Origin of the sequence: Phreatobacter cathodiphilus (assembly GCF_003008515.1) — a bacterium.
Taxonomy (GTDB): Bacteria; Pseudomonadota; Alphaproteobacteria; order Rhizobiales; family Phreatobacteraceae; genus Phreatobacter; species Phreatobacter cathodiphilus.
In genome coordinates this window covers 1,605,859-1,627,060 of sequence record NZ_CP027668.1, presented here as the reverse complement: position 1 = coordinate 1,627,060, position 21,202 = coordinate 1,605,859, and the positions used below count along the sequence as shown (strand labels likewise).

General features: G+C 69.9%; 24 protein-coding genes. 14 read left to right on the top strand and 10 right to left on the bottom strand.

Going from position 1 to position 21,202, the window contains the following annotated elements; genetic code table 11:
* The first annotated feature begins 3 nt into the window (after positions 1-3).
* Positions 4-771 (top strand): LamB/YcsF family protein, encoded by a 768-nt coding sequence (locus C6569_RS07930; protein ID WP_106748339.1) that lies wholly within the window; start codon positions 4-6, stop codon positions 769-771.
* Here C6569_RS07930 and C6569_RS07925 read toward each other — a convergent pair.
* Together C6569_RS07925 and ribA are read right to left on the bottom strand one after the other, a co-directional pair.
* Positions 758-3,025 (bottom strand): hypothetical protein, encoded by a 2,268-nt coding sequence (locus C6569_RS07925; RefSeq protein WP_106748338.1) that lies wholly within the window; start codon positions 3,023-3,025, stop codon positions 758-760. The genes C6569_RS07930 and C6569_RS07925 overlap by 14 nt on opposite strands.
* Before the next feature lie 61 nt (positions 3,026-3,086).
* Positions 3,087-4,208 (bottom strand): GTP cyclohydrolase II RibA, encoded by a 1,122-nt coding sequence (gene ribA / locus C6569_RS07920; protein WP_106748337.1) that lies wholly within the window; start codon positions 4,206-4,208, stop codon positions 3,087-3,089.
* A 257-nt stretch (positions 4,209-4,465) separates the two neighbouring features.
* Between ribA and C6569_RS07915 the strand changes: the two genes are divergently transcribed.
* Entirely contained in the window at positions 4,466-5,017 is a 552-nt protein-coding gene (locus C6569_RS07915; RefSeq protein ID WP_181313952.1) for a cytochrome b, read from the top strand.
* An 85-nt stretch (positions 5,018-5,102) separates the two neighbouring features.
* Here the strand turns inward: C6569_RS07915 and C6569_RS07910 are convergent, their stop codons facing one another.
* Complete coding sequence (locus tag C6569_RS07910) at positions 5,103-5,279, bottom strand: YdcH family protein (RefSeq protein WP_106748335.1); 177 nt, start codon at positions 5,277-5,279, stop codon at positions 5,103-5,105.
* 235 nt (positions 5,280-5,514) lie between these two features.
* Here C6569_RS07910 and C6569_RS07905 point away from each other — a divergent pair, with 235 nt between their 5' ends.
* The 3 genes from C6569_RS07905 to C6569_RS07895 all read left to right on the top strand — a co-directional run bounded on the left by C6569_RS07905 (position 5,515) and on the right by C6569_RS07895 (position 7,447).
* Positions 5,515-5,727 carry a YdcH family protein gene (locus C6569_RS07905; RefSeq protein ID WP_106748334.1) on the top strand — a complete coding sequence of 71 codons (213 nt, stop codon included), beginning with the start codon at positions 5,515-5,517 and terminating at the stop codon, positions 5,725-5,727.
* A 132-nt stretch (positions 5,728-5,859) separates the two neighbouring features.
* Positions 5,860-6,369, top strand: a complete 510-nt coding sequence (gene purE, locus C6569_RS07900) for a 5-(carboxyamino)imidazole ribonucleotide mutase (protein WP_106748333.1) — start codon at positions 5,860-5,862, stop codon at positions 6,367-6,369.
* The gene (locus C6569_RS07895) at positions 6,362-7,447 is read left to right on the top strand and encodes a 5-(carboxyamino)imidazole ribonucleotide synthase (RefSeq protein ID WP_106748332.1); all 1,086 of its coding nucleotides are present in this window, start codon (positions 6,362-6,364) and stop codon (positions 7,445-7,447) included. Before purE ends, C6569_RS07895 begins: the two co-directional genes overlap by 8 nt.
* Here the strand turns inward: C6569_RS07895 and C6569_RS07890 are convergent.
* The 5 genes from C6569_RS07890 to C6569_RS07870 form a co-directional block, all read right to left on the bottom strand.
* Positions 7,434-8,327 carry a DMT family transporter gene (locus tag C6569_RS07890; protein ID WP_106748331.1) on the bottom strand — a complete coding sequence of 298 codons (894 nt, stop codon included), beginning with the start codon at positions 8,325-8,327 and terminating at the stop codon, positions 7,434-7,436. The two genes, C6569_RS07895 and C6569_RS07890, sit on opposite strands and share 14 nt — an antisense overlap.
* 81 nt (positions 8,328-8,408) lie before the next feature.
* A complete protein-coding gene (locus tag C6569_RS07885; RefSeq protein WP_106748330.1) occupies positions 8,409-8,657 on the bottom strand; it encodes a cysteine rich repeat-containing protein in 249 nt (82 codons plus the stop codon).
* On the bottom strand, positions 8,654-9,634 hold the full coding sequence (locus C6569_RS07880) for a small ribosomal subunit Rsm22 family protein (RefSeq protein WP_106748329.1): 981 nt from the start codon (positions 9,632-9,634) through the stop codon (positions 8,654-8,656). Before C6569_RS07880 ends, C6569_RS07885 begins: the two co-directional genes overlap by 4 nt.
* On the bottom strand, positions 9,631-10,422 hold the full coding sequence (locus tag C6569_RS07875) for an SDR family NAD(P)-dependent oxidoreductase (RefSeq protein WP_106748328.1): 792 nt from the start codon (positions 10,420-10,422) through the stop codon (positions 9,631-9,633). Before C6569_RS07875 ends, C6569_RS07880 begins: the two co-directional genes overlap by 4 nt.
* A gap of 73 nt (positions 10,423-10,495) precedes the next feature.
* The gene (locus tag C6569_RS07870) at positions 10,496-11,032 is read right to left on the bottom strand and encodes an MOSC domain-containing protein (protein ID WP_106748327.1); all 537 of its coding nucleotides are present in this window, start codon (positions 11,030-11,032) and stop codon (positions 10,496-10,498) included.
* Between the two features lie 124 nt (positions 11,033-11,156).
* Between C6569_RS07870 and C6569_RS07865 the strand changes: the two genes are divergently transcribed.
* The 3 genes from C6569_RS07865 to tsf all read left to right on the top strand — a co-directional run bounded on the left by C6569_RS07865 (position 11,157) and on the right by tsf (position 14,020).
* Positions 11,157-11,807 (top strand): HAD hydrolase-like protein, encoded by a 651-nt coding sequence (locus tag C6569_RS07865; RefSeq protein WP_181313951.1) that lies wholly within the window; start codon positions 11,157-11,159, stop codon positions 11,805-11,807.
* Positions 11,808-11,959: 152 nt separating this feature from the next.
* Positions 11,960-12,958 (top strand): 30S ribosomal protein S2, encoded by a 999-nt coding sequence (locus C6569_RS07860; RefSeq protein ID WP_106748326.1) that lies wholly within the window; start codon positions 11,960-11,962, stop codon positions 12,956-12,958.
* A gap of 138 nt (positions 12,959-13,096) precedes the next feature.
* Complete coding sequence (tsf, locus tag C6569_RS07855) at positions 13,097-14,020, top strand: translation elongation factor Ts (protein WP_106748325.1); 924 nt, start codon at positions 13,097-13,099, stop codon at positions 14,018-14,020.
* 65 nt (positions 14,021-14,085) lie between these two features.
* Here the strand turns inward: tsf and C6569_RS07850 are convergent, their stop codons facing one another.
* Positions 14,086-14,733, bottom strand: a complete 648-nt coding sequence (locus C6569_RS07850; protein ID WP_342750260.1) for a 2-hydroxychromene-2-carboxylate isomerase — start codon at positions 14,731-14,733, stop codon at positions 14,086-14,088.
* Positions 14,730-15,464, bottom strand: a complete 735-nt coding sequence (locus C6569_RS07845) for an SDR family NAD(P)-dependent oxidoreductase (RefSeq protein WP_106748324.1) — start codon at positions 15,462-15,464, stop codon at positions 14,730-14,732. The genes C6569_RS07850 and C6569_RS07845 overlap by 4 nt, the downstream gene beginning before the upstream one ends.
* 167 nt (positions 15,465-15,631) lie before the next feature.
* Here C6569_RS07845 and pyrH point away from each other — a divergent pair, with 167 nt between their 5' ends.
* Genes pyrH through rseP form a run of 6 tightly spaced genes read left to right on the top strand, consistent with a single transcriptional unit; the run spans position 15,632 to position 20,981 of the window.
* Positions 15,632-16,348 (top strand): UMP kinase, encoded by a 717-nt coding sequence (pyrH, locus tag C6569_RS07840; RefSeq protein ID WP_106748323.1) that lies wholly within the window; start codon positions 15,632-15,634, stop codon positions 16,346-16,348.
* Positions 16,349-16,403: 55 nt separating this feature from the next.
* Positions 16,404-16,970: a ribosome recycling factor gene (gene frr, locus C6569_RS07835; protein ID WP_106748322.1), complete on the top strand. Its 567-nt coding sequence runs from the start codon at positions 16,404-16,406 to the stop codon at positions 16,968-16,970.
* A 20-nt stretch (positions 16,971-16,990) separates the two neighbouring features.
* Positions 16,991-17,758, top strand: a complete 768-nt coding sequence (locus tag C6569_RS07830; RefSeq protein ID WP_281260399.1) for an isoprenyl transferase — start codon at positions 16,991-16,993, stop codon at positions 17,756-17,758.
* Position 17,759: 1 nt separating this feature from the next.
* Positions 17,760-18,608 carry a phosphatidate cytidylyltransferase gene (locus C6569_RS07825; RefSeq protein WP_106748320.1) on the top strand — a complete coding sequence of 283 codons (849 nt, stop codon included), beginning with the start codon at positions 17,760-17,762 and terminating at the stop codon, positions 18,606-18,608.
* A gap of 5 nt (positions 18,609-18,613) precedes the next feature.
* A complete protein-coding gene (gene dxr, locus C6569_RS07820; RefSeq protein ID WP_106748319.1) occupies positions 18,614-19,783 on the top strand; it encodes a 1-deoxy-D-xylulose-5-phosphate reductoisomerase in 1,170 nt (389 codons plus the stop codon).
* A gap of 55 nt (positions 19,784-19,838) precedes the next feature.
* Complete coding sequence (gene rseP, locus C6569_RS07815; RefSeq protein WP_106748318.1) at positions 19,839-20,981, top strand: RIP metalloprotease RseP; 1,143 nt, start codon at positions 19,839-19,841, stop codon at positions 20,979-20,981.
* The last annotated feature ends 221 nt before the right edge of the window (positions 20,982-21,202 follow it).

Genomic DNA, 21,202 nt, shown 5'->3' with positions numbered 1-21,202 from the left:
CTGATGACAGCCGTCGATCTCAATTCGGACATGGGCGAGGGCTTCGGCCCCTGGAAGATGGGCGACGACGAGGCGATGCTTTCCATCGTCTCCTCGGCCAACGTCGCCTGCGGCTGGCACGCCGGGGACCCGCTGATCATGCACCGCACCGCCGAGATCGCGAAGGCCAAGGGCGTCTCCATCGGCGCCCATCCCGGCTTCGGCGATCTCTGGGGGTTCGGCCGGCGAGTGATCCGCGGCGACAGCATGTCCGACCTCGAGAAACAGATCGCCTACCAGGTCGGCGCGATGCAGGCGCTGGCCGTCATGGCCGGCCACAAGGTCACCCATGTGAAGACCCACGGCGCCCTCGGCAACATGACCAATGACGACGACGACATGGCCATGGCGGTCGGCCGCGCCATCAAGGCTGTGGACCGGGACCTCGTCTATGTGGTCATGCCGGGCCTCTCGACCGAACGCGCGGCGGCCAAGCTCGGCCTGCCGATGGCGCGAGAGGTCTTCGCCGACCGCACCTATGACGACAGCGGCAACCTCACGAGCCGCAAGGTGGAGGGCGCGGTCATCCACGACGCCGCTCTCGCCGCAGCCCGGGTGCTGCGCATGGTTCAGGACCAGGAGGTCGTCACGGTCACCGGCAAGCGCCTGAAGGTCGGCATCGACACCATCTGCGTCCACGGCGACAACCCCGCCGCCGTCGCCATGGCGCGGACGGTGCGCGAGACGCTGGAAACGGCCGGCGTCGCCATCCGGCCGTTCAAGGCCGGCTGAACCGCTCCGAGACCTGCCGGGCGAGGCCGCGCAGCGGCTCGAAGGTGAACGTCACCGTCACGGTGCCGGAGGGAACCTCGACGGCGCGCACGAGGCCGAAGGCGCGGCGGATCGGCACCTCGCGGCCCTCGATCCGCGCGCTCCACCAGGGATGCCAGGCATCCGCGAGGACGAGGACGCCGCCATCCGCGGTCGTCGTCTCCACCGTGACGCCCGTATTGCCGTAGGCGAGAAGGCGGGCCGTGCCGCCGGGTTGCCGGGGCGGCGGAACCTCTCCTTCGACAAGCACCGTCCGGCGCGGATCGAGACCCGAGGGGAAGCCGGCGGTCGCGAGGTCCGGGGGCGTCGCCATGGCGGTCGGCGCGACCCAGACGCGGGGCAGGGCCCGGGTGTTCTCGTAGATGCGGACGCCGCCGGCCTCGCCGACCAGCGGCAGGGCGTCCGGGGCGAGCCGCTTGTCGATGTCGTTCGGGGGAACCCGAGAGACCACGTAGCGCAGGCCGAGGATGTCGGCGAGTTCGCCGCGGTAGGACGGAAAGGCCGGGGGGAAACGCCGCTGGCCGGGCAGGGCCGCGATGTCCTCGGCGCCGACGAGGTTCGCATAGGCGGCCGAGCGCACGGGGTTGAAGCCGAGGACGTCCTCGAGATCGTGCGACATGGCCGCGTTCTGCCATTCGTAGCCGAGGCCGATGAGCTCGACGCGGTCCCGTCGTGTGGCGTCGCGGACGGTGAGCGAGCGGATCAGCGCCAGGGCCGGGTCGGTGCTGCCCGGTTCCAGCACGTCGTAGCTCGCCGGCGGCAGGGCGGTCGATTCGCTCGGCCCGTTGGTGAGGCGCAGGTCCGCCGTCAGCACCACCGCGAGAACGGTCGCGAGCGCCATCGCGGGCAGGCGGCGGCCCGGGCCGAGGACGAGCAGCGCCGCCGCGATGGAGCAGACGGCGACGGCGAGGTTCATCCACGCGGCCTGCGGCGCGCCCTTGGCGACGATCAGGGCGCTCGCCAAGGTGACCAGAGCGGCGGCGACGAGGGCCTCGACGCGCCAGCCCGTGGCGAGCGTTCCCGTCAGCAGCCGGTGGGCGCCATAGCCTGCGAGAATGGCGAAGAGACCGCCGACGACGAAGACCGCATCGGCGGGGCGGCGGAACAGGTCGACACCCGGCAGGTGCCAGAACAGCCGGAAGGCCGGCGTGTACCAGCCGAGAGCGTAGAGCAGCATGACGGCGAGGGCGATCGTGACAAAGCGGATCTCGCGGTCGAAGGCGGCGCCGGTGCGCAGGAGCCCGAGCACCAGCAGGAGGGGCAGGGCGCCCGCGTAGAGATTGCCCATGTTGCGGGCGAGGAACAGGCCGGTCTCGCCCCAGGTCGGGCTCGGCGGCCCCCAATGCTCGGCGAGAGGCCCGGCCGCGCCATAGAGGTTGCCGACCACCCAGGTGAGGAGATGGCCGGGGTGGAGCGAGCCGCGGCCGGCGCCGATCTCGTCGATGACGACGCGGTTGGACTCCGCCCCCCACAGCGCCGACATGAGGACCGGCACGGTCACCACCAGGGCTCCCGCCACGGCCGCGGCGACCAGCGGCGCGAGGGTCGCGCGTACCTCACGGAGAGGCCGCTCAGCCGAGGCCCAGTGCGCGATGATCGTCGCCGCCAGCAGATAGGCGCAGAGCATCGCAACCTGGTCGCGGCCGAGCACCATCAGCGCCGCAGCGAGGCCCGCGGCGATGCCCCACAGGATCGATCGGCGGTCGAGGGCGCGGGCCAGCAGCCACCAGGCGAGCGGCCACCAGCACAGCGAGAACACCTGAGAGAGATGCTGGATGCGCCAGGCCGCCGCGGCGCCGAAGGCGAAGGCGAGGGCGGCGACGAGCGAGCCGCCCCAGTGCCAGCCGCGGTCGCGGAACAGGAGGATCACGCCCGTCCCGCCGGCGAAGAGCATGGCGAAAACGGCCCAGTCCATGGCGGTCAGCCCGGGCTTCGGCATCAGCGCGGCGAGGGCGAGGAGCGGCGCCGAGAAGAGCACCGACTGGGGATCGGCGATCTCCGTTGAGCCCGCGAAGATGTTCGGCGTCCAGGCCGGGGAGGCGGCGGCATGGAGGGCCCGCGCCGCGAAGACGAGGTGCGGATACCAGTGGGCCTTGGCGTCCCAGGGGATCGTCACCTGGCCGAGCAGCCAGGGTGCGGCGAGGGCGAACCAGCCGAGCGCGAAGAGCCCGAGGGCCGGCACGAGGCGGAAAGGCACGGCATGGGGAGCGGGCATGGGTGGCGCCGGTTGGGACCTGCCGCCTCTTAGCCCAGCGCGGCCCGCGCCGCCATCCCGCCTATTTGCGGGAGGCGAGGCTGGCAATGAGCGCGTCGGCATCGATGGCGTGGCCGGCGCGGTCGCGCTTGGAGGTGAGGTAGCGGACGTTCTCGTCCGTCGCGCGGCCGATGACGCGCCGCTCCGAGCGCACCTCGATCCCGGCCTCCGCCATGGCGGCGATCTTGACCGGATTGTTGGTCATGACGTCGATGGAGCGGATGCCGAGCTGCTTCAACATCTCCGCCGCGAAGTCGAAGCGGCGCTGGTCGAGGTCGAAGCCGAGGACCTCGTCGGCGTCATAGGTGTCCCAGCCGAGCGACTGCAGCCGGTAGGCGCGCATCTTGTTGGCGATGCCGTTGCCGCGGCCTTCCTGGTCGAGATAGAGCAGCACGCCGCCGCCGTTCTTCGCCATCCACTCGACCGTGTCGCGGAGCTGGTCGCCGCAATCGCATTTCAGCGAGCCGAAGAGATCGCCGGTGAGGCAGGCCGAATGCAGGCGCACCGGCACCGGCTGGGTTGGATCGGGCTTGCCGATGACGATGGCGACCTGGTCGCGCAGGCCCTCGCCGCCGCGGAACACGACGAACTCGGTTTCCGGGGCACCTTCCAGAGGCACCGGTGCGCGGCCGACGATGCGGATGAGCCGGGCCTCGAGCTTGCGGAAATCACCGATCGCCGTCGCCTCGACCGCGAGGACATGACCGGGAGCGGCGCTGCCGGTGGCCAGCGGCACCATCACCACGGCCGGCACGACGAGGGCGAGACGGGCGAGTTCGAGCGCGGCCTCGTCGAGGTCGTCGACGGGAGAGACCGGCGCGTCGATCCGCGCCTCGACGGTGAGCGCGAGGCATTCGATCCGTCCGGCGTCGATCTGCGGCAGGGCGACGCGGGCGGGGGCCGAGCGGTCGAGGCCGAGGCGGCGCAGACGGGCTGCCGGCAGCACCAGATGGGCCATGGTGGGGCTGAGGCGTGCGGCAGCTTCCGCCGCGCCGTGGTCGAGGCCGTCGACGCCGAAGACGAGCACGGCCCGCCCGGCGCTGCCGATCATCACCGGTCGGGCGGCGCGCAGCTCGGCAATGGCCCGTTCGACCTGGGCCCGGACGATATCGGCCGCGCCGCCGAGAATTCCGGAAGTGTCCATCGTCAACAAGGCCTTTCATGCCCCCGGAGCGGCACCGGCGGGACGTCCGTCCGGCTGCTCACGGTCCATGTATGGTGTCTCTGTCCCTTTTGGATCAGGAGCGGCGAAAAAAGTGTCACCAGCCATCGTCGCATCAAATGGCGCCGGCGTCATCGTTCCGTAACGACAGAGGCCCGCATTCCCCGGCGGCAACGGCACTTGCCTCGACCGCCGCGCCCGCTCATCATCCCCCGGATACGAGAGAAGGGATGGCAGCCATGTCGCAGGCCGATGTCTATTCGACGCCCCATCGGATCATCCACTGGGCCACCGCCGCGCTCATCATCGGCCTGGTGCCGATCGGCATCTACATGTCAAGCATTCCCTATCCGCCCAACCCGGGCGCGAATCCTGCGCTGAAGAACAGCCTCTACGAGTGGCACAAGTCCTTCGGCCTCGTCGTCCTGCTACTTGCGGTGGCGCGGGTGGCGCTGAAGGTCACGCAGGGGACGCCGCCGCCGGTGCCGACCCTGACCACATTCCAGCGCATCGCCTCGGCGGCGACCCACCACCTGCTCTACGTGCTGATCTTCCTGGTGCCCTTCCTCGGCTGGCTCGCCACCTCCATGTGCTACGGGCCGGTCAACCTGTTCTGGACCATTCCGGTGACGCTGCCGTTCTCCGGGCAGGAAAGCACCTGTGCGGGTATCTACCGCGTCCATTTCGGCACCGCCGTGTTGATGACGCTGCTTGTCTTCGCCCATGTGGGGGCAGCGCTCATGCACCTCGTCGTCTTCAAGGACGGCGTGTTCCGGCGGATGTGGCCCTGAGCGTCGGGGGCCGGAAACGACGCTGCCGGCGTCCTTGAGGGCGCCGGCAGCTCGAAACTTCGGGGACGGCCGTGGTGGTTCCGGCCTAATGGAGCGAATTCGCCCTCAGGCGCTCGATTTCGTCCTTCAACTGCAGCTTCCGCCGCTTCAGCTCCGTGATCTCCGCATCCGGGGAGGATGGACGGGCGACGACCTGGCTCAACTGCCGGTCGAGTGCCTCATGACGCTTTTCGAGTTCCGCGAGGTGCGACTGCAAGCTCATCAAAGTCCTCCTTGTGGCAAAGAGTCCCGACGGCTTCGGACCAGGTCCGAAACGCATCGGACTGCCGTCGAGTGTGGACCCGTATGCGGCAAAGTAAAGTCACGGAATGTTACGGCGACGCTCCGCCGCAGGCACGAGAGCCCCTGCCGCCGCCTTGCCCAAGGCGTGGCGGCGGCGGCATAATGGATCCTGCGCCGGGCACCGCCCAGGCCCCGACCCAGCCTCTGGACCCGCAATGGCATCGAACGACATCGACGAGCGCGAGGCGCTGGCGGAACTGGAGCGGCTGAGACAGGAACATCGCGACCTCGACGCGGCCATCGACGCCCTGGCGCGCATGCCGGTGGCAGACCGCCTGCAGATCCAGCGGCTGAAGAAGCGCAAGCTGGTGCTGCGCGACCGCATCGCCTTCCTGGACGACCTGCTGACGCCCGACATCATTGCCTGACCCTTCGGGAGCGAACGCTCCGGCGCCTCGATATTGCCGGCCGAGGCGTCTTGCTACGAACCGGTCCTCTGCCTATTCTCCGCCGCTTCTTTCTGGATGCCGTCGATCCTCGACGTGCGGGGGGAGGCGTCGATGCCGGAGACGGCCGCGAGCGGGGGCAAGCCCGTCGCCATCATCATGGGGTCCCAGTCCGACTGGGCGACCATGCGTCATGCCGCCGAGATCCTGGCCGGCCTCGACATCGGCCACGAGGCGCTGATCGTCTCCGCGCACCGCACCCCGGACCGGCTCTACGACTTCGCCCGCTCGGCCCGCGACAGGGGCTTCAAGATCATCATCGCCGGGGCCGGTGGCGCCGCGCATCTGCCGGGCATGGCGGCGGCGCTCACGCCGCTTCCCGTTTTCGGCGTGCCGGTGGAGAGCAAGGCGCTGTCGGGCGTCGATTCGCTCCATTCTATCGTGCAGATGCCGGGCGGCATCCCCGTGGGGACCCTGGCCATCGGCAAGCCCGGCGCCATCAACGCGGCGCTGCTGGCGGCCGCGGTCCTCGCCCTCAACGACCCGGACCTCGCGGGCCGGCTCGACGCCTATCGCGCGCGCCAGACGGCCGCCATCGCGGAGCGACCCCGTGACGATGTCTGACCGCTCGGTCGGCCCCGACCAGATCATCGGCATCCTCGGCGGCGGCCAGCTCGGCCGCATGCTGGCGCTCGCCGGCGCACGGCTCGGCCTGCGCTGCCAGATTTTCGCCCCCGAGCCGGAGAGCCCGGCCTTCGACGTCGTCCGCCGCATCACCGAGGCGGACTATTCCGACGAGGAGGCTCTGGCCCGTTTCGCCGGCGACGTCGACATCGTCACCTATGAATTCGAGAACGTGCCGGCGCGAGCCGCCGATTTCCTGGCGAGCCGCCTGCCGGTGCGGCCCGGACCGATGGCGCTCACGGTCTCTCAGGACCGCATTCGGGAGAAGACCTTCGCCCGGGAATGCGGCCTGGCCGTGCCCGATTTCGCGCCCATCAATTCGGTCGACGACCTCGTGCAGGCGCTGGAGACGATCGGCCGGCCCGCCGTTCTGAAGACCCGCCGCTTCGGCTATGACGGCAAGGGGCAGGTGGTCATCCGGGCCGGCGACGATCCGGCGCGGGCGCTCGCCGCCATCGGCCACCAGCCGGCGATCCTGGAAGCCTTCGTGCCCTTCGAGCGCGAGATCTCGGTGCTCGTCGTTCGCGGTGCCGACGGCGAGATCCGCCACTACGACCCGGTGGAGAACGTCCACCGTGGCGGCATCCTGCGGACCTCAACGGTTCCGGCCGCGATCGACGTGTCGCTCGGCGCACGTGCCGCGCTCACCGGCACGGTGCTGGCGGAGAAGCTCGATTATGTCGGCGTGCTCGCCGTGGAGCTCTTCGTGACCCGCGACAGCCAGTTGCTGCTCAACGAGATGGCGCCGCGCGTCCACAATTCCGGCCACTGGACGGAAGCCGCCTGCCATTGCTCCCAGTTCGAGAACCACATGCGGGCCGTCGCCGGCCTGCCGCTCGGTTCGACCTCGCGCCATTCCGACGCGGTGATGCAGAACCTCATCGGCGACAATGTCGAGACCTGGCGGCGCCTCGCGGCCGAGGAGGGCAGCGTGCTGCACCTCTATGGCAAGCGCGACCAGCGCGAGGGCCGAAAGATGGGACACGTCACGCGGTTGTCGCCGCTCAGCCGAGACTGAGCAGCAGGGCGACGCCGCCGACGATCAGGGCGATGGCGAGACCTTCGCGGGGGCTCGTCGCCTGCTTGATGATGGCGCCCGAGACGATGCCGGCGAAGAGCACCTCGACCAGGGCGAGGGTGCGCACCTTGGCGACCGTCTCCAGGGCGAAGGCGAGAAACCAGAACTGCGAGGCGAAGGCGCCGAGGAATCCGGCCGCGACGGAGGGCCGCCAGGCGCGGAAGATCGTCATCAGGCCCGGCCGGTCCATGACGGCGAGATAGGCGGTGAGCACCGCCGTCTGGATGAAGAGGCTCCAGGCGAGGGTGGTGGTGGCGGCGAGCAGGAAGCTCTCGGTGTCGAGCGTGCGGATGGCGCCGCGGAACCCCACGGATGCCAGGCCGAACAGCGCCGCCGAGACGATGCCGAGCACCGCCGGGCGCAGGGACTGTTCGGTGCCCGGCTTCCAGGACATGAGGACGATGCCGCTGGTGGCGACCAGGATGGCGCTCCAGGCCCAGCCGGTCAGGTGATCGCCGAGCAGGACGACGCCGAAGAGGGCGACGAGGACCGGTTCCGTCTTGGTATAGGCGGTGGTGACGACGAAGGAGCGTTCGCGCATGGCGGCGAGCATCAGCGCCGTCGCGCCGATCTGCGCCAGGGCGCCGGCGAGCGTCCAGGCGATGAAGGGTGCGGAGACCGACGGGGCACGGGCGGGAACGGCGAGATGGACCAGCCCGAGGAAGATCAGCGCGAAGGGAAAGCCGTAGAGGAAGCGCACATGGGTGGCGCCGATCGTGCCGAGACGCTCTGTGAGGCTGCGCTGCAGGGCGTTGCGCGCCGTCTGGGCGGCGGCCGCGATGACGGTGAAGACGGCCCAGAGCCAGGGCATGACGAGCATCAGAGCACTCCCGATGCCTGCCTATCGGCCCTTCCGGCGCGGCGGGTCAACGGCGCGGCGCGCAGGGCTGCGGTGCCGGCCTCAGCGCAGGCCGGCCTGGCGGATCGCCGTGGTGCAGGACTGCGAGAGCTGCGCCTGGTTGCTGCGCAGGCAGGCCGAAACCCTGGCCGAATCCGTGCCGGCGCTCGGGCACTTGGCGTCGAGGTCCGGTTTGCAGGCGCGGTAGATGCTCATGCGCTGCGAGAAGGACAGATTCTCGCCCTGGGCGAAGGCCGGCAGCGGCGCGAGAGCGGACATGAGGGCGAGGGCGATGACGGTCTGGCGTGTCATGGCGGTTCCGGGGGCTCGATGTCGAAAGCGTCGCCCCATCCGAGCCGGCGCGTCAAGCGGTGATGATCGCGGTCGCGGCTCGGCACGGTGCGCGAGACGGCGCCCGCGGGTGTGCAGAGCGCGAAGGTCGTGCCGGCCTTGTCGGCGCGAGGCGGGCGCAGGATGCGCGCCGCCGCCGGCGTGACGGCGATGCCGGGCCGCACCGCCACGAGATAGGCAAATCGCTCGTCCTCGAAGGGCACGTCGGCGCCCTTGGCGGCCTTGTGGGCGCGCAGACGCGGGAGGCGCGCGGAGAAATGGCACCAGTCGGGCGGCGCGACCGGGCAGGGCCTCTCCGTCGGGCAGGGCGCCGCGAGGCGCGCGCCGTCGGCAAGCAGCGCGGCGCGGGCGGCGGCGATGACCGCGAAGCCGGCGGGCGTTCCCGGTTCGACCAGGACGAGGAGCTGGCCCGCGGCCGCATGCAGCGCCCGTGCCGCTCCGGCCACCTCCGCGGGCTGCAGCTCGTTGAGGGCGTAGCTGGCGACGACGAGGTCGGCGGAGGGGAGGTCGGCGCCGAGACGGCCGGTCTGCCAGTCGGCGCGGGAGAGCAGCGGCGGGCCCTCCGAGGCGAGGTCGCGGCCGAGCGAGACCATGCCGGCATGGGCGTCGCGCAGCGTGGCGCGGTCGAGGCTCGGAAAGGCCTCTCGCGCGGCCCATGTGGCCGTGCCCGGCCCGCAGCCGACGTCCAGCACGGATCGCGGCGCACAGGCGGTCCGCTCCGCCGCCTCGGCCAGCGCGGCGGCGCAGGCTGCATAGGTCGCCGGCATCCGGGCGACGGCATAGGCGGCGAGATCGACGGGGGAGGGCAGACGCGAACCGCGGCCGGCGCGGTAATCGGCGGTGATGCGGGCGCTGGCGGCCGCGAGGTCGCGGCCGCCGAAGCGGCCGGCGAGGCCCTCCAGCGCCGCCCTCAGGGCCGGCGGCAGGTCGGCGCTCAATCCTGCACCGGCACCGTGTAGTTCAGGCCGAGGCGGCCGCCGTCGGCATAGATGGTCTGGCCGGTGATGTAGCTGGAGGCGTCGGAGGCCAGGAACACCGCGACCTTGGCGATCTCGTCCGGCTCGCCGAGGCGGCGCAGCGGCGTGCGCGAGAACAGGCGGTGCCGGGCCGTGCGGTCGGTGTTGACGCTCGCCAGCATCTCGGTGGCGATGGAACCCGGGCCGATGGCGTTGACGCGAATGCCGTGCTCGGAAAGACCCAGCGCCATGACGTTGGTGAGCTGGCCCACGCCGCCCTTGGAGACGCAGTAGGGGATCTGGTTGACGATGGCGAGCCGGGCGTTGACCGAGCTCATGTTGACGATGGCGCCGGGCGCCTTGCCGGCCTTGACCTGCTCGACCATGCGGCGGGCGACGGCCTGTCCCACGAGGAAGGAGCCCTTCAGGTTCACCCGCAGCACCTTGTCGAAATCAGCCTCGGCGAGGTCGAGGAATTCCGCCGTGTGGACGATGCCGGCATTGTTGACGAGGATGTCGATGTCGCCGGTAAAGGCCTTGCGGGCGGCCTCGACCAGGCCGGCCACCGAGGCGGCGTCGCCCACGTCGGCGGACACGAAGGCGGTCTTGCCGGTCTTGCCGATTTCGTCCGCGGTGGCCTTGCCTGCCGTGACGTCGATGTCCGAGAGGACCACGCTCGCGCCCTCGGCCGCGAACCGTTGCGCGATGGCCTTGCCGATGCCGCGCGCGGCTCCCGTGACGATGGCAACCTTGCCGTCCAGTGCGCCCATGGTGATCCCCTGATGTCGGTGCAGAAGGCGCTTCTAGACCAGAAGTGCCGGCGGCGGGAGAGGTGCGTTGCGTTCAGACTTTCTGGAGCGGGCGGTGCGGCCCCTCGGGCAGGGTCACCGCGATGGCGTCGCCCGGCCGGACGGCGCCGCCGGCGACGACGATGCCCATGATCCCGGCCTTGCGGACGAGGTTGCCCTCCGCATCCCGGTCGAGGGTCGCCTGCATCAGGCCGTCCTGGAACCGGTCCATCTGGATGCAGGGGTTGCGCAGGCCGGTGATCTCGATGACCGCATCACCGATGGAGAGGCGGGCGCCGGTCGGCAGGCCCAGCAGATCGATGCCGGAGGTGGTGATGTTCTCGCCAAGTTCGGCGGGGGCGACGGAAAAGCCCTTCGCCGCCAGTTCGTCGAAGAGTTCGGCGTGGATGAGGTGGACCTGTCGCAGGTTCGGCAGCGTCGGGTTGAAACGGGCGCGGGAGCGGTGCTTCACCGTCACCCCGCAATGGGCGTCGCCCGCTACCCCCTCGCCGGCAATGAGGGTGATCTGCGGGACGGAGGCCTTGGAGAACCGGTGCCGACGGTCGAGGCTGACGGAAATGACCTTGCCCATGGCGTGCCTCCGCGAAAGCGGCCTTGTGCCCCGGCGCGGGCGGACTGTCACCCCGCGGGCACGGGGCAGGGCCCCTGCGGCGGCAGCGATGGACGGGGCGCGCCCGCGGCCCTATTCAGACCGGATGCCCAGCACAATCCTCTTCGACCTTGACGGGACCCTCACCGATCCCGCGCCGGGAATCATCGGCTCGTTCCGCAAGGCGCTCGCCGATCTCGGCCATGAGCCGCCGCCCTACGAGACGCTCGGCTGGATCATCGGCCCGGCCCTGCGCCTGTCCTTTCCGAAGGTGATGGGGGAGGGGGCGGATGCGGAAGCCGCCGTCGAGCGCTACCGGGTGCACTACCGCGCCGGCGGCATGTACGACCTCTCGCTCTATCCCGGCATGCCCGAGTCCGTGGCCGCCATCGGTGCGGCGTCGGCCCGCATGTTCGTCTGCACGGCCAAGCCCGAGCCCTATGCGATCCCCATCGTCGAGCGCTTCGGCTACGCGCCGCATTTCGAGCGGGTCTACGGCGCGGCGCTCGATGGCAGCCTCGACGACAAGGCCGACATCATCGCCAAGATCATCGCCGAACAGGGCATCGACCCCGCCGACACGGTCATGATCGGCGACCGGATGCACGACATCCACGCGGCGCAGCGCCACGGCATCGCCTCGATCGGCGTCGCCTGGGGCTATGGCGGCGTGGTGGAGCTGCGGGAAGCCGGCGCGACGGCGATCTGCCAGCGACCGGAGGATTTGCCGGAGATGGTGGCGTCCCTTCCGTGCTGACCGCCTTGCACTTCGCGCCCTGATCGTGTATCGCCCCGGCCATTCCACACGCGGACCCGCGGCTGAGGACGAATGTCCTTTGCCGCTCCGGTGGCGACGGAGCCTCACCCGAGGCCGGCCATAGTCCGCGGAGGCACAACCGGAGAAGACCCATGGCGCTGCCCGATTTCAGCATGCGTCAGCTTTTGGAAGCTGGCTGCCACTTTGGCCATCAGGCCCACCGCTGGAACCCGAAGATGAATCAGTACATCTTCGGCGTCCGCAACAACATCCACATCCTCGACCTCGCCCAGACCGTGCCGATGCTGCATCGCGCGCTCGTCGCCGTGTCCGACACGGTGGCGAAGGGCGGCCGCGTGCTCTTCGTCGGCACCAAGCGCCAGGCCCAGGAGGCGATCGCCGCCGGTGCCAAGCAGTGCGCCCAGTATTACGTCAACTCCCGCTGGCTCGGCGGCACGATGACCAACTGGAAGACCGTGTCCGGTTCGATCTCGCGCCTGCGCAAGCTGGACGAGGCGCTGGCCTCGGGCGGCGCCGGCTACACCAAGAAGGAAGCCCTCACTCTCGCCCGCGAGAAGGAGAAGCTAGAGCGCGCCCTCGGCGGTATCAAGGACATGGGCGGCGTGCCGGACCTGATGTTCGTGATCGACACCAACAAGGAGGCGATCGCCATCCTCGAGGCCAAGCGCCTCGGCATTCCGGTGGTCGCCATCGTCGACACCAACTGCGATCCGGACGGCATCACCTATCCGATCCCGGGCAATGACGACGCCGGCCGCGCCATCTCGCTGTACTGCGACCTGATCGCCCGCGCCGCCATCGACGGCATCGGCCGCGCCCAGGGCTCGTCGGGCATCGATCTCGGCGCCTCCGAGAAGCCGATGGTCGAGGACCTGCCCGAGGCCGCCGCTCCCGCCGGCGTCGAGCGTCTCGCCGGTCCGCGTGGGCCCGCCGACGAGCTGATCAAGCTCACCGGCGTGTCGCCCGACATCGAGAAGCAGCTCAACGACCTCGGCATCTTCCACTTCTGGCAGATCGCCGGCTTCACCGCCTCCGACGCCGCCGAGATCGGCGACAGCGTCGGCCTGCCGGGCCGCGTCCAGGGCTGGATCGACCAGGCCAAGACGCTGGTCGAGGCCGAAGCCGCCTGATCCAGGCTGCCGGCCGGCGTCATCCGCGCGACACGAAAGCCGTGTTGGGCGGAGATCGGTTCTGAGTTCCGGCCGGCTCGCTCCCGCGGGCCGGCCGTTTCCCTTCCCCACACAGACTTTCAATTCGAGGACGGCCCCATGGCGAACATCACCGCCCAGATGGTCAAGGAACTGCGCGAGATGACCGGCGCAGGCATGATGGACTGCAAGTCGGCGCTGAACGAGACCGGCGGCGACATCGAGGCCGCGGTCGACCTGCTGCGCAAGAAGGGCCTGTCCAAGGCCGCCAAGAAGGCCGGCCGCGTCGCCGCCGAGGGCCTCGTCGGCATCGTCACCGCCGGTCCGAAGGCCGCGGTCGTCGAGGTCAATTCCGAGACCGACTTCGTCGCCCGCAACGAGCAGTTCCAGAACCTCGTGAAGGCCATCGCCGACGTGGCGCTGAAGACCGGCAACGAGGTCGACGCGATCCTCGCCGCTCCCGCCGCCACGGGCGGCACGGTCGCCGACGCCATCGCTTCGGCGGTCGCCACGATCGGCGAGAACATGACGTTGCGCCGCGCCTCTGTGCTCTCGGTCTCCGACGGCGTCGTCGGCAGCTACATCCACAACGCCGTCGAGCCGGGCCTCGGCAAGATCGGCGTGCTGGTGGCGCTCGAATCGACCGGCTCCAAGGACGAGCTCGCCGCCCTCGGCCGCATGGTGGCGATGCATGTCGCCGCCGCCAATCCGCTGGCGCTGGACGCCGAGGGTCTCGACCCGGCCGTGGTCGCCCGCGAGAAGGCGATCCTCGCCGAGAAGAACGCCGGCAAGCCGGAGAACGTCATCGCCAAGATCGTCGAGTCGGGCATCAAGACCTATGCCAAGGAGGTCTGCCTCCTCGAGCAGATCTACATCCACGACGGCGGCAAGACGGTGGCCCAGGCGCTGAAGGAAGCCGAGAGCAAGGTCGGCGCGCCGATCAAGCTGAAGGCCTTCACCCGCTTCGCCCTCGGCGAGGGCATCGAGAAGGCGGAGAGCGACTTCGCTGCCGAGGTCGCCGCGCAGGCCGGCCTGAAGAGCTGACGCGACCCATCATTGCGGACGAACAGAGGGGCGGGCGACCGCCCCTTTTTCGTGGGCGCACCGCGTCAGCCGGCCAGCGCCTCCTCGACGTCGCGCAGGCGATCCTTGCCGAAATACATTTCGCGGCCGATGAAGAAGGTCGGCACGCCGAAGGCGCCCCGGCCGACGGAGGCTTCGGTGTTGGCGATGAGGGCCGCCTTGACGTCCGGGGCCTGCGTCGCCTCGAGCAGAGCCGCGCCGTCGATGCCGGAGGCGTCCATGGCGGCCTTGAAGACGGCGGGATCGTCCATCTTCTTCGGCTCCTCCCACATGTGGTGGAAGGCCGCCTCGGCGTAGGGCGCGAGCCGCCCCTGCTTGTCCATGGCCACCGCGCCCCGCATCAGCAAGAGGGCGTTGACGGGGAAATAGGGGTTCATCTTGAATTCCGGCAGCCCGTGGCGGGCGACGAAGCGGGCAATCTCCAGCCTCTCATAGGCGAGCTTGTTGCGGATGCCGGCGAAGGCCTCGAAGGGCGAGCGGTTGTGCGTCGCCTTGAAGATTCCGCCGAGCAGGACCGGCACGTAGCGGACCGTGGCACCGGTGCGGGCGGCGAGGGCGGGCAGGACCTTGTGGACGAGATAGGCATTGGGACTGCCGAGATCGAAATGGAACTCGACCAATTTCGGTCCGGTCAGCGGCATGGAGGCCTCATCGTCGGCAGGAATGTCCGTCACCATGTCTCCGCCCAGGGGCGAATGTCGAGTTCGTGTGTCCACGCATCGCGGGGCTGGCCGTGGAGCTGCCAGTAGGTCTCGGCGATGGATGCGGGGTTCATCAGTTCGTCCGCCGCGACCTCGTCGCGGCCGGTGCGTTCGCGCCGGAGATTCCGCACGAAGGGGGTGTCGACGCCGGCGTCGACGACGAGATGGGCGACGTGGATGTTCTGCGGTCCGAGCTCCCGGGCCATGCTCTGGGCCACCGCGCGCAGGCCGAACTTGGCGCTGGCGAAGGCAGCAAACCCGGCGCCGCCCCTCAGGCTCGCCGTGGCGCCGGTGAAGAAGATGGAGCCGCGGCCGCGCGGCACCATGATCCGCGCCGCCTCGCGACCGGTCAGAAACCCGCCGTAGCAGGCGAGCTCCCAGACCTTGCGGAACACCCGCTCCGACGTGTCGCGGATGGGGAAGCGGACATTGGCGCCGACGTTGAAGACACAGACCTCCAGCGGTGCGTGGCCATCGGCCTCGGCGAGAAAGGTGGCGACCTCGTCCTCGCGGCGAGCGTCGAGGCTGCGGCCGAAACAGGTGCCGCCGGCGGCGGCGACCTCCTGCTCGAGGGCCGCGAGCCTGTCGCCGTTGCGCCGGCCGGCAAAGACCGCATAGCCGCCGGCGGCGAAGCGGCGGACGATGGCGGCACCGATATGGTCGCCGGCTCCGACGACGGCGACGCTGGCCTTGGGCTGGGGCATGGCGCGGCCTTTCCTGCGGACGGGCGGGAGGGTCAGCCTATATCGTGTATCAGCACGATGCCAAGGGACCCTCGGCCGCGGCGTCTGGACGGTTGCGCGCGGCGGGCATTGCGCTAAACCCGGCTGACGCAAGCTTCCAGACAATGATCGCGAATCGGGGGAACGATATGGCCGGGCCACGCTACAGGCGCGCGCTGGTGAAGGTGTCCGGCGAGGCACTGGCGGGCGACCAGGAGTTCGGCTTCGACCCGGCGACGGTGAAGGCCATCGCCGAGGACCTGATCGCCGCGGCGAAGGCGGGCACCGATATCGCAGTGGTCGTGGGCGGCGGCAACATCTTCCGCGGCCGGCAGATCGCCGGGATCGGCCTCGGCCGGGTCGATGCCGACGCCATCGGCCGCCTCGCCACGGTGATGAACGCCATCGCGCTGGCCGGCCAGATCACCGCTCTCGGCCATCCCGCGGTCGCGCTCTCCGCCGAGCCGGTGCCAGAGGCGCTCGACGTCTATACGGTGCGCCATGCGCTCGCCCATCTCGCCGCCGGCAAGATCGTCGTGCTCGGCGGCGGCATCGGCGTGCCGCTGCTCACGACCGACACCACCGCCACCATGCGGGCGGTGGAACTCGGCTGCGACGTGGTGCTGAAGGGGACCAATGTCGACGGCGTCTACTCCGCCGACCCCAAGCGCGATCCCGCGGCCGTCCGCTACGACCAGATCACCGCCGACGAGGCGATCGCCCGCGATCTCAAGGTGATGGATACGGCCGCCTTCGCGCTTGCCCGGGAGAACCGTCTTCCGATAATCGTGTTCTCCCTCGATGCCCCCGGCGCCGTCGCGTCGGTGCTGGCGGGCGAGGGCCGATGCACCGTGGTCACCGTCTGACCGCGTCCGTGTCCTTCCCGCGGATCTCCCGCGCAAATTTCAAGAGGCGTACCCCATGGCCGCGTCCCCGACCTTCGATCTTGGCGACCTCACGCGTCGCATGCAGAGCTCGATCGCATCCTTCAAACATGAACTGGGCACGCTGCGCACCGGCCGCGCCTCGCCGAACCTGCTCGATCCGATCCAGGTCGAGGCCTATGGCCAGTCGATGCACATCAACCAGGTCGCCACGGTGAGCGTGCCGGAGCCGCGGCTGCTGTCCGTGCAGGTCTGGGACCGTTCCATGGTGGGTCCGGTGGAGAAGGCGATCCGCGAGTCGAGCCTCGGCCTCAATCCGCAGACCGAGGGCCAGGTCATCCGCCTGCGCATCCCGGAACTGACCCAGGACCGCCGCAAAGATATGGTCAAGGTGGCGCACAAATATGCCGAGGGCGCCCGCGTCGCCATCCGGCACATCCGCCGCGACGGGATGGACATCCTGAAGGCCAAGGAGAAGGATCATTCGATGAGCGAGGACGAGAACGTCCGCGCCGCCGATCAGGTCCAGAAGGAAACGGACAAGCACATCGCCGAGATCGACCAACTGCTCGTGCAGAAGGAAAAAGAGATCATGACGGTCTGAGTGCGGGAACGGACATGACCATGGTGGATCGACAGGGCCTGGCCTCGGAACCGGGTGCCGCCGTGGCGGCGCCCGCGGCGCTGCCACGCCATGTCGCCATCATCATGGACGGGAACGGCCGCTGGGCGAAGCAGCGCGGCCTGCCGCGGATCGAGGGGCATCGTCGCGGCGTCGACGCCCTGCGCCGGACCCTGCGCGCGGCACGCGAAATCGGCATCGAGATCGTCACCGTCTATTCCTTCTCCTCGGAGAACTGGTCCCGTCCGGCCACCGAGGTGTCGGCGCTGATGGGCCTGCTCAAGCGCTTCATCCGCAACGACCTCGCCGAACTGCACGAGGCCGGTGTGCGCGTCCGCATCGCCGGCGATCGCGACAGCCTGGAGCCGGACATCCGCCTGCTGCTGACCGAGGCGGAGGCGCTGACCAAGGCCAACACCCGGCAGACGCTGATCGTCGCCTTCAACTACGGCTCGCGTCAGGAGATCGCCGCGGCGGCCCGCGCCCTCGCGGCCGAGGTGGCGCGCGGCGAGCGGACGGTCGACAGCATCACTCCCGAGGCCATCGAGGCGCGGCTCGCCACGGCCGGCGTGCCGGATCCCGACCTCGTCATCCGCACCTCCGGCGAGATGCGGCTGTCCAACTTCCTCATGTGGCAGTCGGCCTATGCGGAACTCGTGTTCCAGCCGATCCTCTGGCCCGACTATGGCCGCGAGGCGCTGGTGGAGGCCCTCGCCGAATATGGCCGTCGGGAGCGCCGCTACGGCGGCCTCGGCTCCGTCGGCGCCTGACATGCGCCCCGACCAGCGCCCCGCCGGCGCCTTTTCCGATCCCGATCTGATGAAGCGCATCGTCTCCGCGCTCGTCCTTATCCCGGTCGCCATCTTCACCGCCTGGCTGGGCGACTGGCCCTTCGCCATCCTGTGGCTGTGCGGCGCGGCGCTCGTCCTGTGGGAATGGAACCGGCTGGTGCTGCCCGGCGCGCCGGCGGTGCTCTATGCGGGCGAACTCGTGGCGCTGACGGTGGCGCTCGGCCTCGAACGCTATTTCCTCAATCCCGGCTTCGCCATGGTGGCGCTCGGTGCCGGAGCGGGCGTGGCGCTGGCGCTCAGCCCCCAGGGGCGCTCGCGCTGGGCCATCGCCGGCCTCCTCTATGCGGCGGCCGTCGTGCTCGGCCCCACCATCCTGCGCGACGACAACAATCTCGGCTTCGTCGCCATCCTCTGGCTCTTCGCGGTAGTCTGGGGCACCGATGTCGCGGCCTATTTTGCCGGCCGCTCCATCGGCGGGCCGAAGCTGTGGCCACGGCTGTCGCCGAAGAAGACCTGGTCGGGCTTCATCGGCGGCACGCTGATCGGCACGGCCATCGCCCTGGTGGTGGTGAGGCTCGCCGGCATTCCCTTCAGTCTCGGCCTCGCCGTCGCCACCTGGGTCATCGCGGCGCTGAGCCAGGGGGGCGACCTCTTCGAATCCTCCGTCAAGCGACGCTTCGCGGCCAAGGATGCCGGTTCGATCATTCCCGGGCACGGCGGCGTCATGGACCGGCTCGACGGCTTCCTCGTCGCGGCGGTGGCGGCCGCGGCGCTCGGCCTGATGCGGGGCGGGATCGGCAATCCCGCGGCCGGCCTCCTGCTGTGGTGAGGGGCATGCGCCGGCTCTCCATCCTCGGCGCCACCGGCTCCGTCGGAACCAGCACGCTCGATCTCGTGGCGCGGCACCGCGACCGCTTTTCCCTCGAGGCGGTGACGGCGAACGGTGACGCGGCCGGGCTCGCCCGCATCGCCCTCGACTACGGCGCGCGGTTCGCCGCCGTGGCGGACGAGGCGGCCTATCCGGCCCTGAGGGAGGCTCTGGCGGGCAGCGGCATCGAGGCCGCGGCAGGGCCGTCGGCCGTCGCCGCGGCCGGGGCGCGGCCCGCCGATATGGTGGTGGCGGCGATTTCGGGCGCGGCGGGCGTCGAGCCCGTGCTCGCCGCGATCGGGCAGGGGACGACGGTGGCGCTCGCCAACAAGGAGAGCCTCGTGGCGGCCGGCGCCCTGGTCATGGGCGCGGCACGTGCGCGGGGGGTGGCGATCCTGCCCGTCGATTCCGAGCACAACGCCGTCTTCCAGGCCCTGGCGGGCTCACGCATGGAGGATGTGGAGACGGTCTGGATCACCGCCTCGGGCGGGCCGTTCCGCACCTGGGACGCGGCGGCGATCGCTGCGGCGCGGCCCGAGGATGCGCTCAAGCACCCCAATTACGCCATGGGCGCCAAGGTGACGGTGGATTCCGCCGGCCTGATGAACAAGGGGCTCGAACTCATCGAGGCGCACCACCTGTTCTCGCTGCCGCCGGAGCGGCTGAAGGCGCTGATCCACCCGCAGCAGGTGGTTCACGGCATGGTCGGCTATCGCGACGGCTCCATCGTGGCGCAGCTCGGGGCGGCGGACATGCGGGTGCCCATCGCCCATTGCCTCGGCTTTCCGGAGCGGATCGACGGGCCTTCGAGACGGCTGGATTTCGCCGCGATCGCGACCCTCACCTTCGAGGAACCGGATCTGGTGCGGTTTCCCGCGCTGCGCCTCGCCATCGAGGCCATGACCGCCGGGGGCAGGGCGCCGACGGTGCTCAACGCCGCCAACGAGGTGGCGGTGGAGGCCTTCCTGGCCGGGAGCATCGGCTTTGCCGCCATAGCGCCCCTCGTCGAGGCCGTGCTGGCCGAGGAGGGGGTCGGCCCCGCTCCGGCCACATTGGACGATTTATGGTTGATTGACCATGCCGCACGACACCGGGCGAGGGCCACTATGCTTAACGCGCGGGCTGCGGCATCTTGAACGTGGGAGGGTATGAGTCTCGGATTTCCGCGGTTCAGACCCATGGGACATCGCAATGAACGTCGTTTCCGCTCTGGGCGGATGGGGCCAGACCCTGATCTGGACCATCATTCCGTTCCTGTTCGTCCTGACCGTCGTGGTGTTCTTCCACGAACTCGGGCATTTCTGGGTCGCGCGCCGCAATGGCGTCCGCGTGGAGGTGTTCTCGATCGGTTTCGGGCGTGAGCTGGTGGGCTTCAACGACCGTCACGGCACCCGCTGGAAACTCTGCCTCATCCCGCTCGGCGGCTACGTGAAGTTCTACGGCGACGCCGACGCCGCTTCGAAGCCGGATTTCGAGACCGCGTCCGCCATGACGGACGAGCAGCGCTCGGAGAGCTTCTTCCACAAGTCGATCGGCCAGCGCGCCGCCATCGTGGCGGCCGGGCCCATCGCCAATTTCATCCTCGCCATCGTCATCTTCGCCGGCGTCTTCACGCTGTTCGGCAAGCCGATCACCCAGCCGCGCGTCGAGACGATCGTCGCCGACAGCGCCGCGCAGCGCGCCGGGTTCCAGCCGGGCGACCTCGTCCTCGCCATCGGCGGCCGGCCGATCGAGAGCTTCTCCGACATGCAGCGCATCGTCGGCTCCAGCGCCGGCGAGCGGCTCGCCATCAAGGTGCAGCGCGACGGTCGCGAGGTCGACCTCACCGCCGTGCCCACCGTCTTCGAGTTCAAGGACCGTTTCGGCGGCACCCACCGGATCGGCCGGCTCGGCATTTCGCGCTCCAACCAGCCGGGCGACACGCAGATCCGCCGCTACGATCCCTTCACCGCCACCTGGATGGGTGTGAAGGAGACCTGGTTCGTGGTCGAACGCACCTTCGCCTATCTCGGCGGTGTCGTAATGGGCACGCAGAGCGCCGATCAACTCGGCGGCCCGATCAGAATCGCCCAGGTCTCGGGCGAGGCGGCGCAGATCGGATTCGTGGCGCTTCTGAGCCTCGCGGCCCTCATCTCCGTGTCGATCGGCCTGCTCAATCTCTTCCCCATCCCGATGCTCGACGGCGGGCATCTGGTCTTCTACGCGATCGAGGCCATTCGCGGCCGGCCGATGAGCGAGGGAGCCCAGGAAATGGCGTTCCGCTTCGGTTTGGCGCTGGTGCTGATGCTGATGATCTTCGCCACCTGGAACGACATCCGGGGGCTCGTCGGCTGATGGCGAGCGTGGCGAACCGGCAACGGACTTCGAAAAACCGGCCGGGGCCGGGAGGTGCGGTTTGCACTCCCGGACAAACCGGCTACAAGCGTGTCGCCCGGGCGGAATCCACGGGTGGTTCGCGTTCGCGTGAAACCGACATACCAAACAGACAGGCGCGTGCTTCATGACTTCTTTCGCTCGGACGGTCCGAACGGTCGTGATCGCAGGGACGATGACCG

Bases quoted from the DNA above. Each gene is read 5' to 3' on its own strand.
- C6569_RS07930 (WP_106748339.1), top strand. From the start codon at position 4: ATGACAGCCGTCGATCTCAATTCGGACATGGGCGAGGGCTTCGGCCCC.
- C6569_RS07925 (WP_106748338.1), bottom strand. From the start codon at position 3,025: ATGCCCGCTCCCCATGCCGTGCCTTTCCGCCTCGTGCCGGCCCTCGGG.
- ribA (WP_106748337.1), bottom strand. From the start codon at position 4,208: ATGGACACTTCCGGAATTCTCGGCGGCGCGGCCGATATCGTCCGGGCC.
- C6569_RS07915 (WP_181313952.1), top strand. From the start codon at position 4,466: ATGTCGCAGGCCGATGTCTATTCGACGCCCCATCGGATCATCCACTGG.
- C6569_RS07910 (WP_106748335.1), bottom strand. From the start codon at position 5,279: ATGAGCTTGCAGTCGCACCTCGCGGAACTCGAAAAGCGTCATGAGGCA.
- C6569_RS07905 (WP_106748334.1), top strand. From the start codon at position 5,515: ATGGCATCGAACGACATCGACGAGCGCGAGGCGCTGGCGGAACTGGAG.
- purE (WP_106748333.1), top strand. From the start codon at position 5,860: ATGCCGGAGACGGCCGCGAGCGGGGGCAAGCCCGTCGCCATCATCATG.
- C6569_RS07895 (WP_106748332.1), top strand. From the start codon at position 6,362: ATGTCTGACCGCTCGGTCGGCCCCGACCAGATCATCGGCATCCTCGGC.
- C6569_RS07890 (WP_106748331.1), bottom strand. From the start codon at position 8,327: ATGCTCGTCATGCCCTGGCTCTGGGCCGTCTTCACCGTCATCGCGGCC.
- C6569_RS07885 (WP_106748330.1), bottom strand. From the start codon at position 8,657: ATGACACGCCAGACCGTCATCGCCCTCGCCCTCATGTCCGCTCTCGCG.
- C6569_RS07875 (WP_106748328.1), bottom strand. From the start codon at position 10,422: ATGGGCGCACTGGACGGCAAGGTTGCCATCGTCACGGGAGCCGCGCGC.
- C6569_RS07870 (WP_106748327.1), bottom strand. From the start codon at position 11,032: ATGGGCAAGGTCATTTCCGTCAGCCTCGACCGTCGGCACCGGTTCTCC.
- C6569_RS07865 (WP_181313951.1), top strand. From the start codon at position 11,157: ATGCCCAGCACAATCCTCTTCGACCTTGACGGGACCCTCACCGATCCC.
- C6569_RS07860 (WP_106748326.1), top strand. From the start codon at position 11,960: ATGGCGCTGCCCGATTTCAGCATGCGTCAGCTTTTGGAAGCTGGCTGC.
- tsf (WP_106748325.1), top strand. From the start codon at position 13,097: ATGGCGAACATCACCGCCCAGATGGTCAAGGAACTGCGCGAGATGACC.
- C6569_RS07845 (WP_106748324.1), bottom strand. From the start codon at position 15,464: ATGCCCCAGCCCAAGGCCAGCGTCGCCGTCGTCGGAGCCGGCGACCAT.
- pyrH (WP_106748323.1), top strand. From the start codon at position 15,632: ATGGCCGGGCCACGCTACAGGCGCGCGCTGGTGAAGGTGTCCGGCGAG.
- frr (WP_106748322.1), top strand. From the start codon at position 16,404: ATGGCCGCGTCCCCGACCTTCGATCTTGGCGACCTCACGCGTCGCATG.
- C6569_RS07830 (WP_281260399.1), top strand. From the start codon at position 16,991: ATGGTGGATCGACAGGGCCTGGCCTCGGAACCGGGTGCCGCCGTGGCG.
- C6569_RS07825 (WP_106748320.1), top strand. From the start codon at position 17,760: ATGCGCCCCGACCAGCGCCCCGCCGGCGCCTTTTCCGATCCCGATCTG.
- dxr (WP_106748319.1), top strand. From the start codon at position 18,614: ATGCGCCGGCTCTCCATCCTCGGCGCCACCGGCTCCGTCGGAACCAGC.
- rseP (WP_106748318.1), top strand. From the start codon at position 19,839: ATGAACGTCGTTTCCGCTCTGGGCGGATGGGGCCAGACCCTGATCTGG.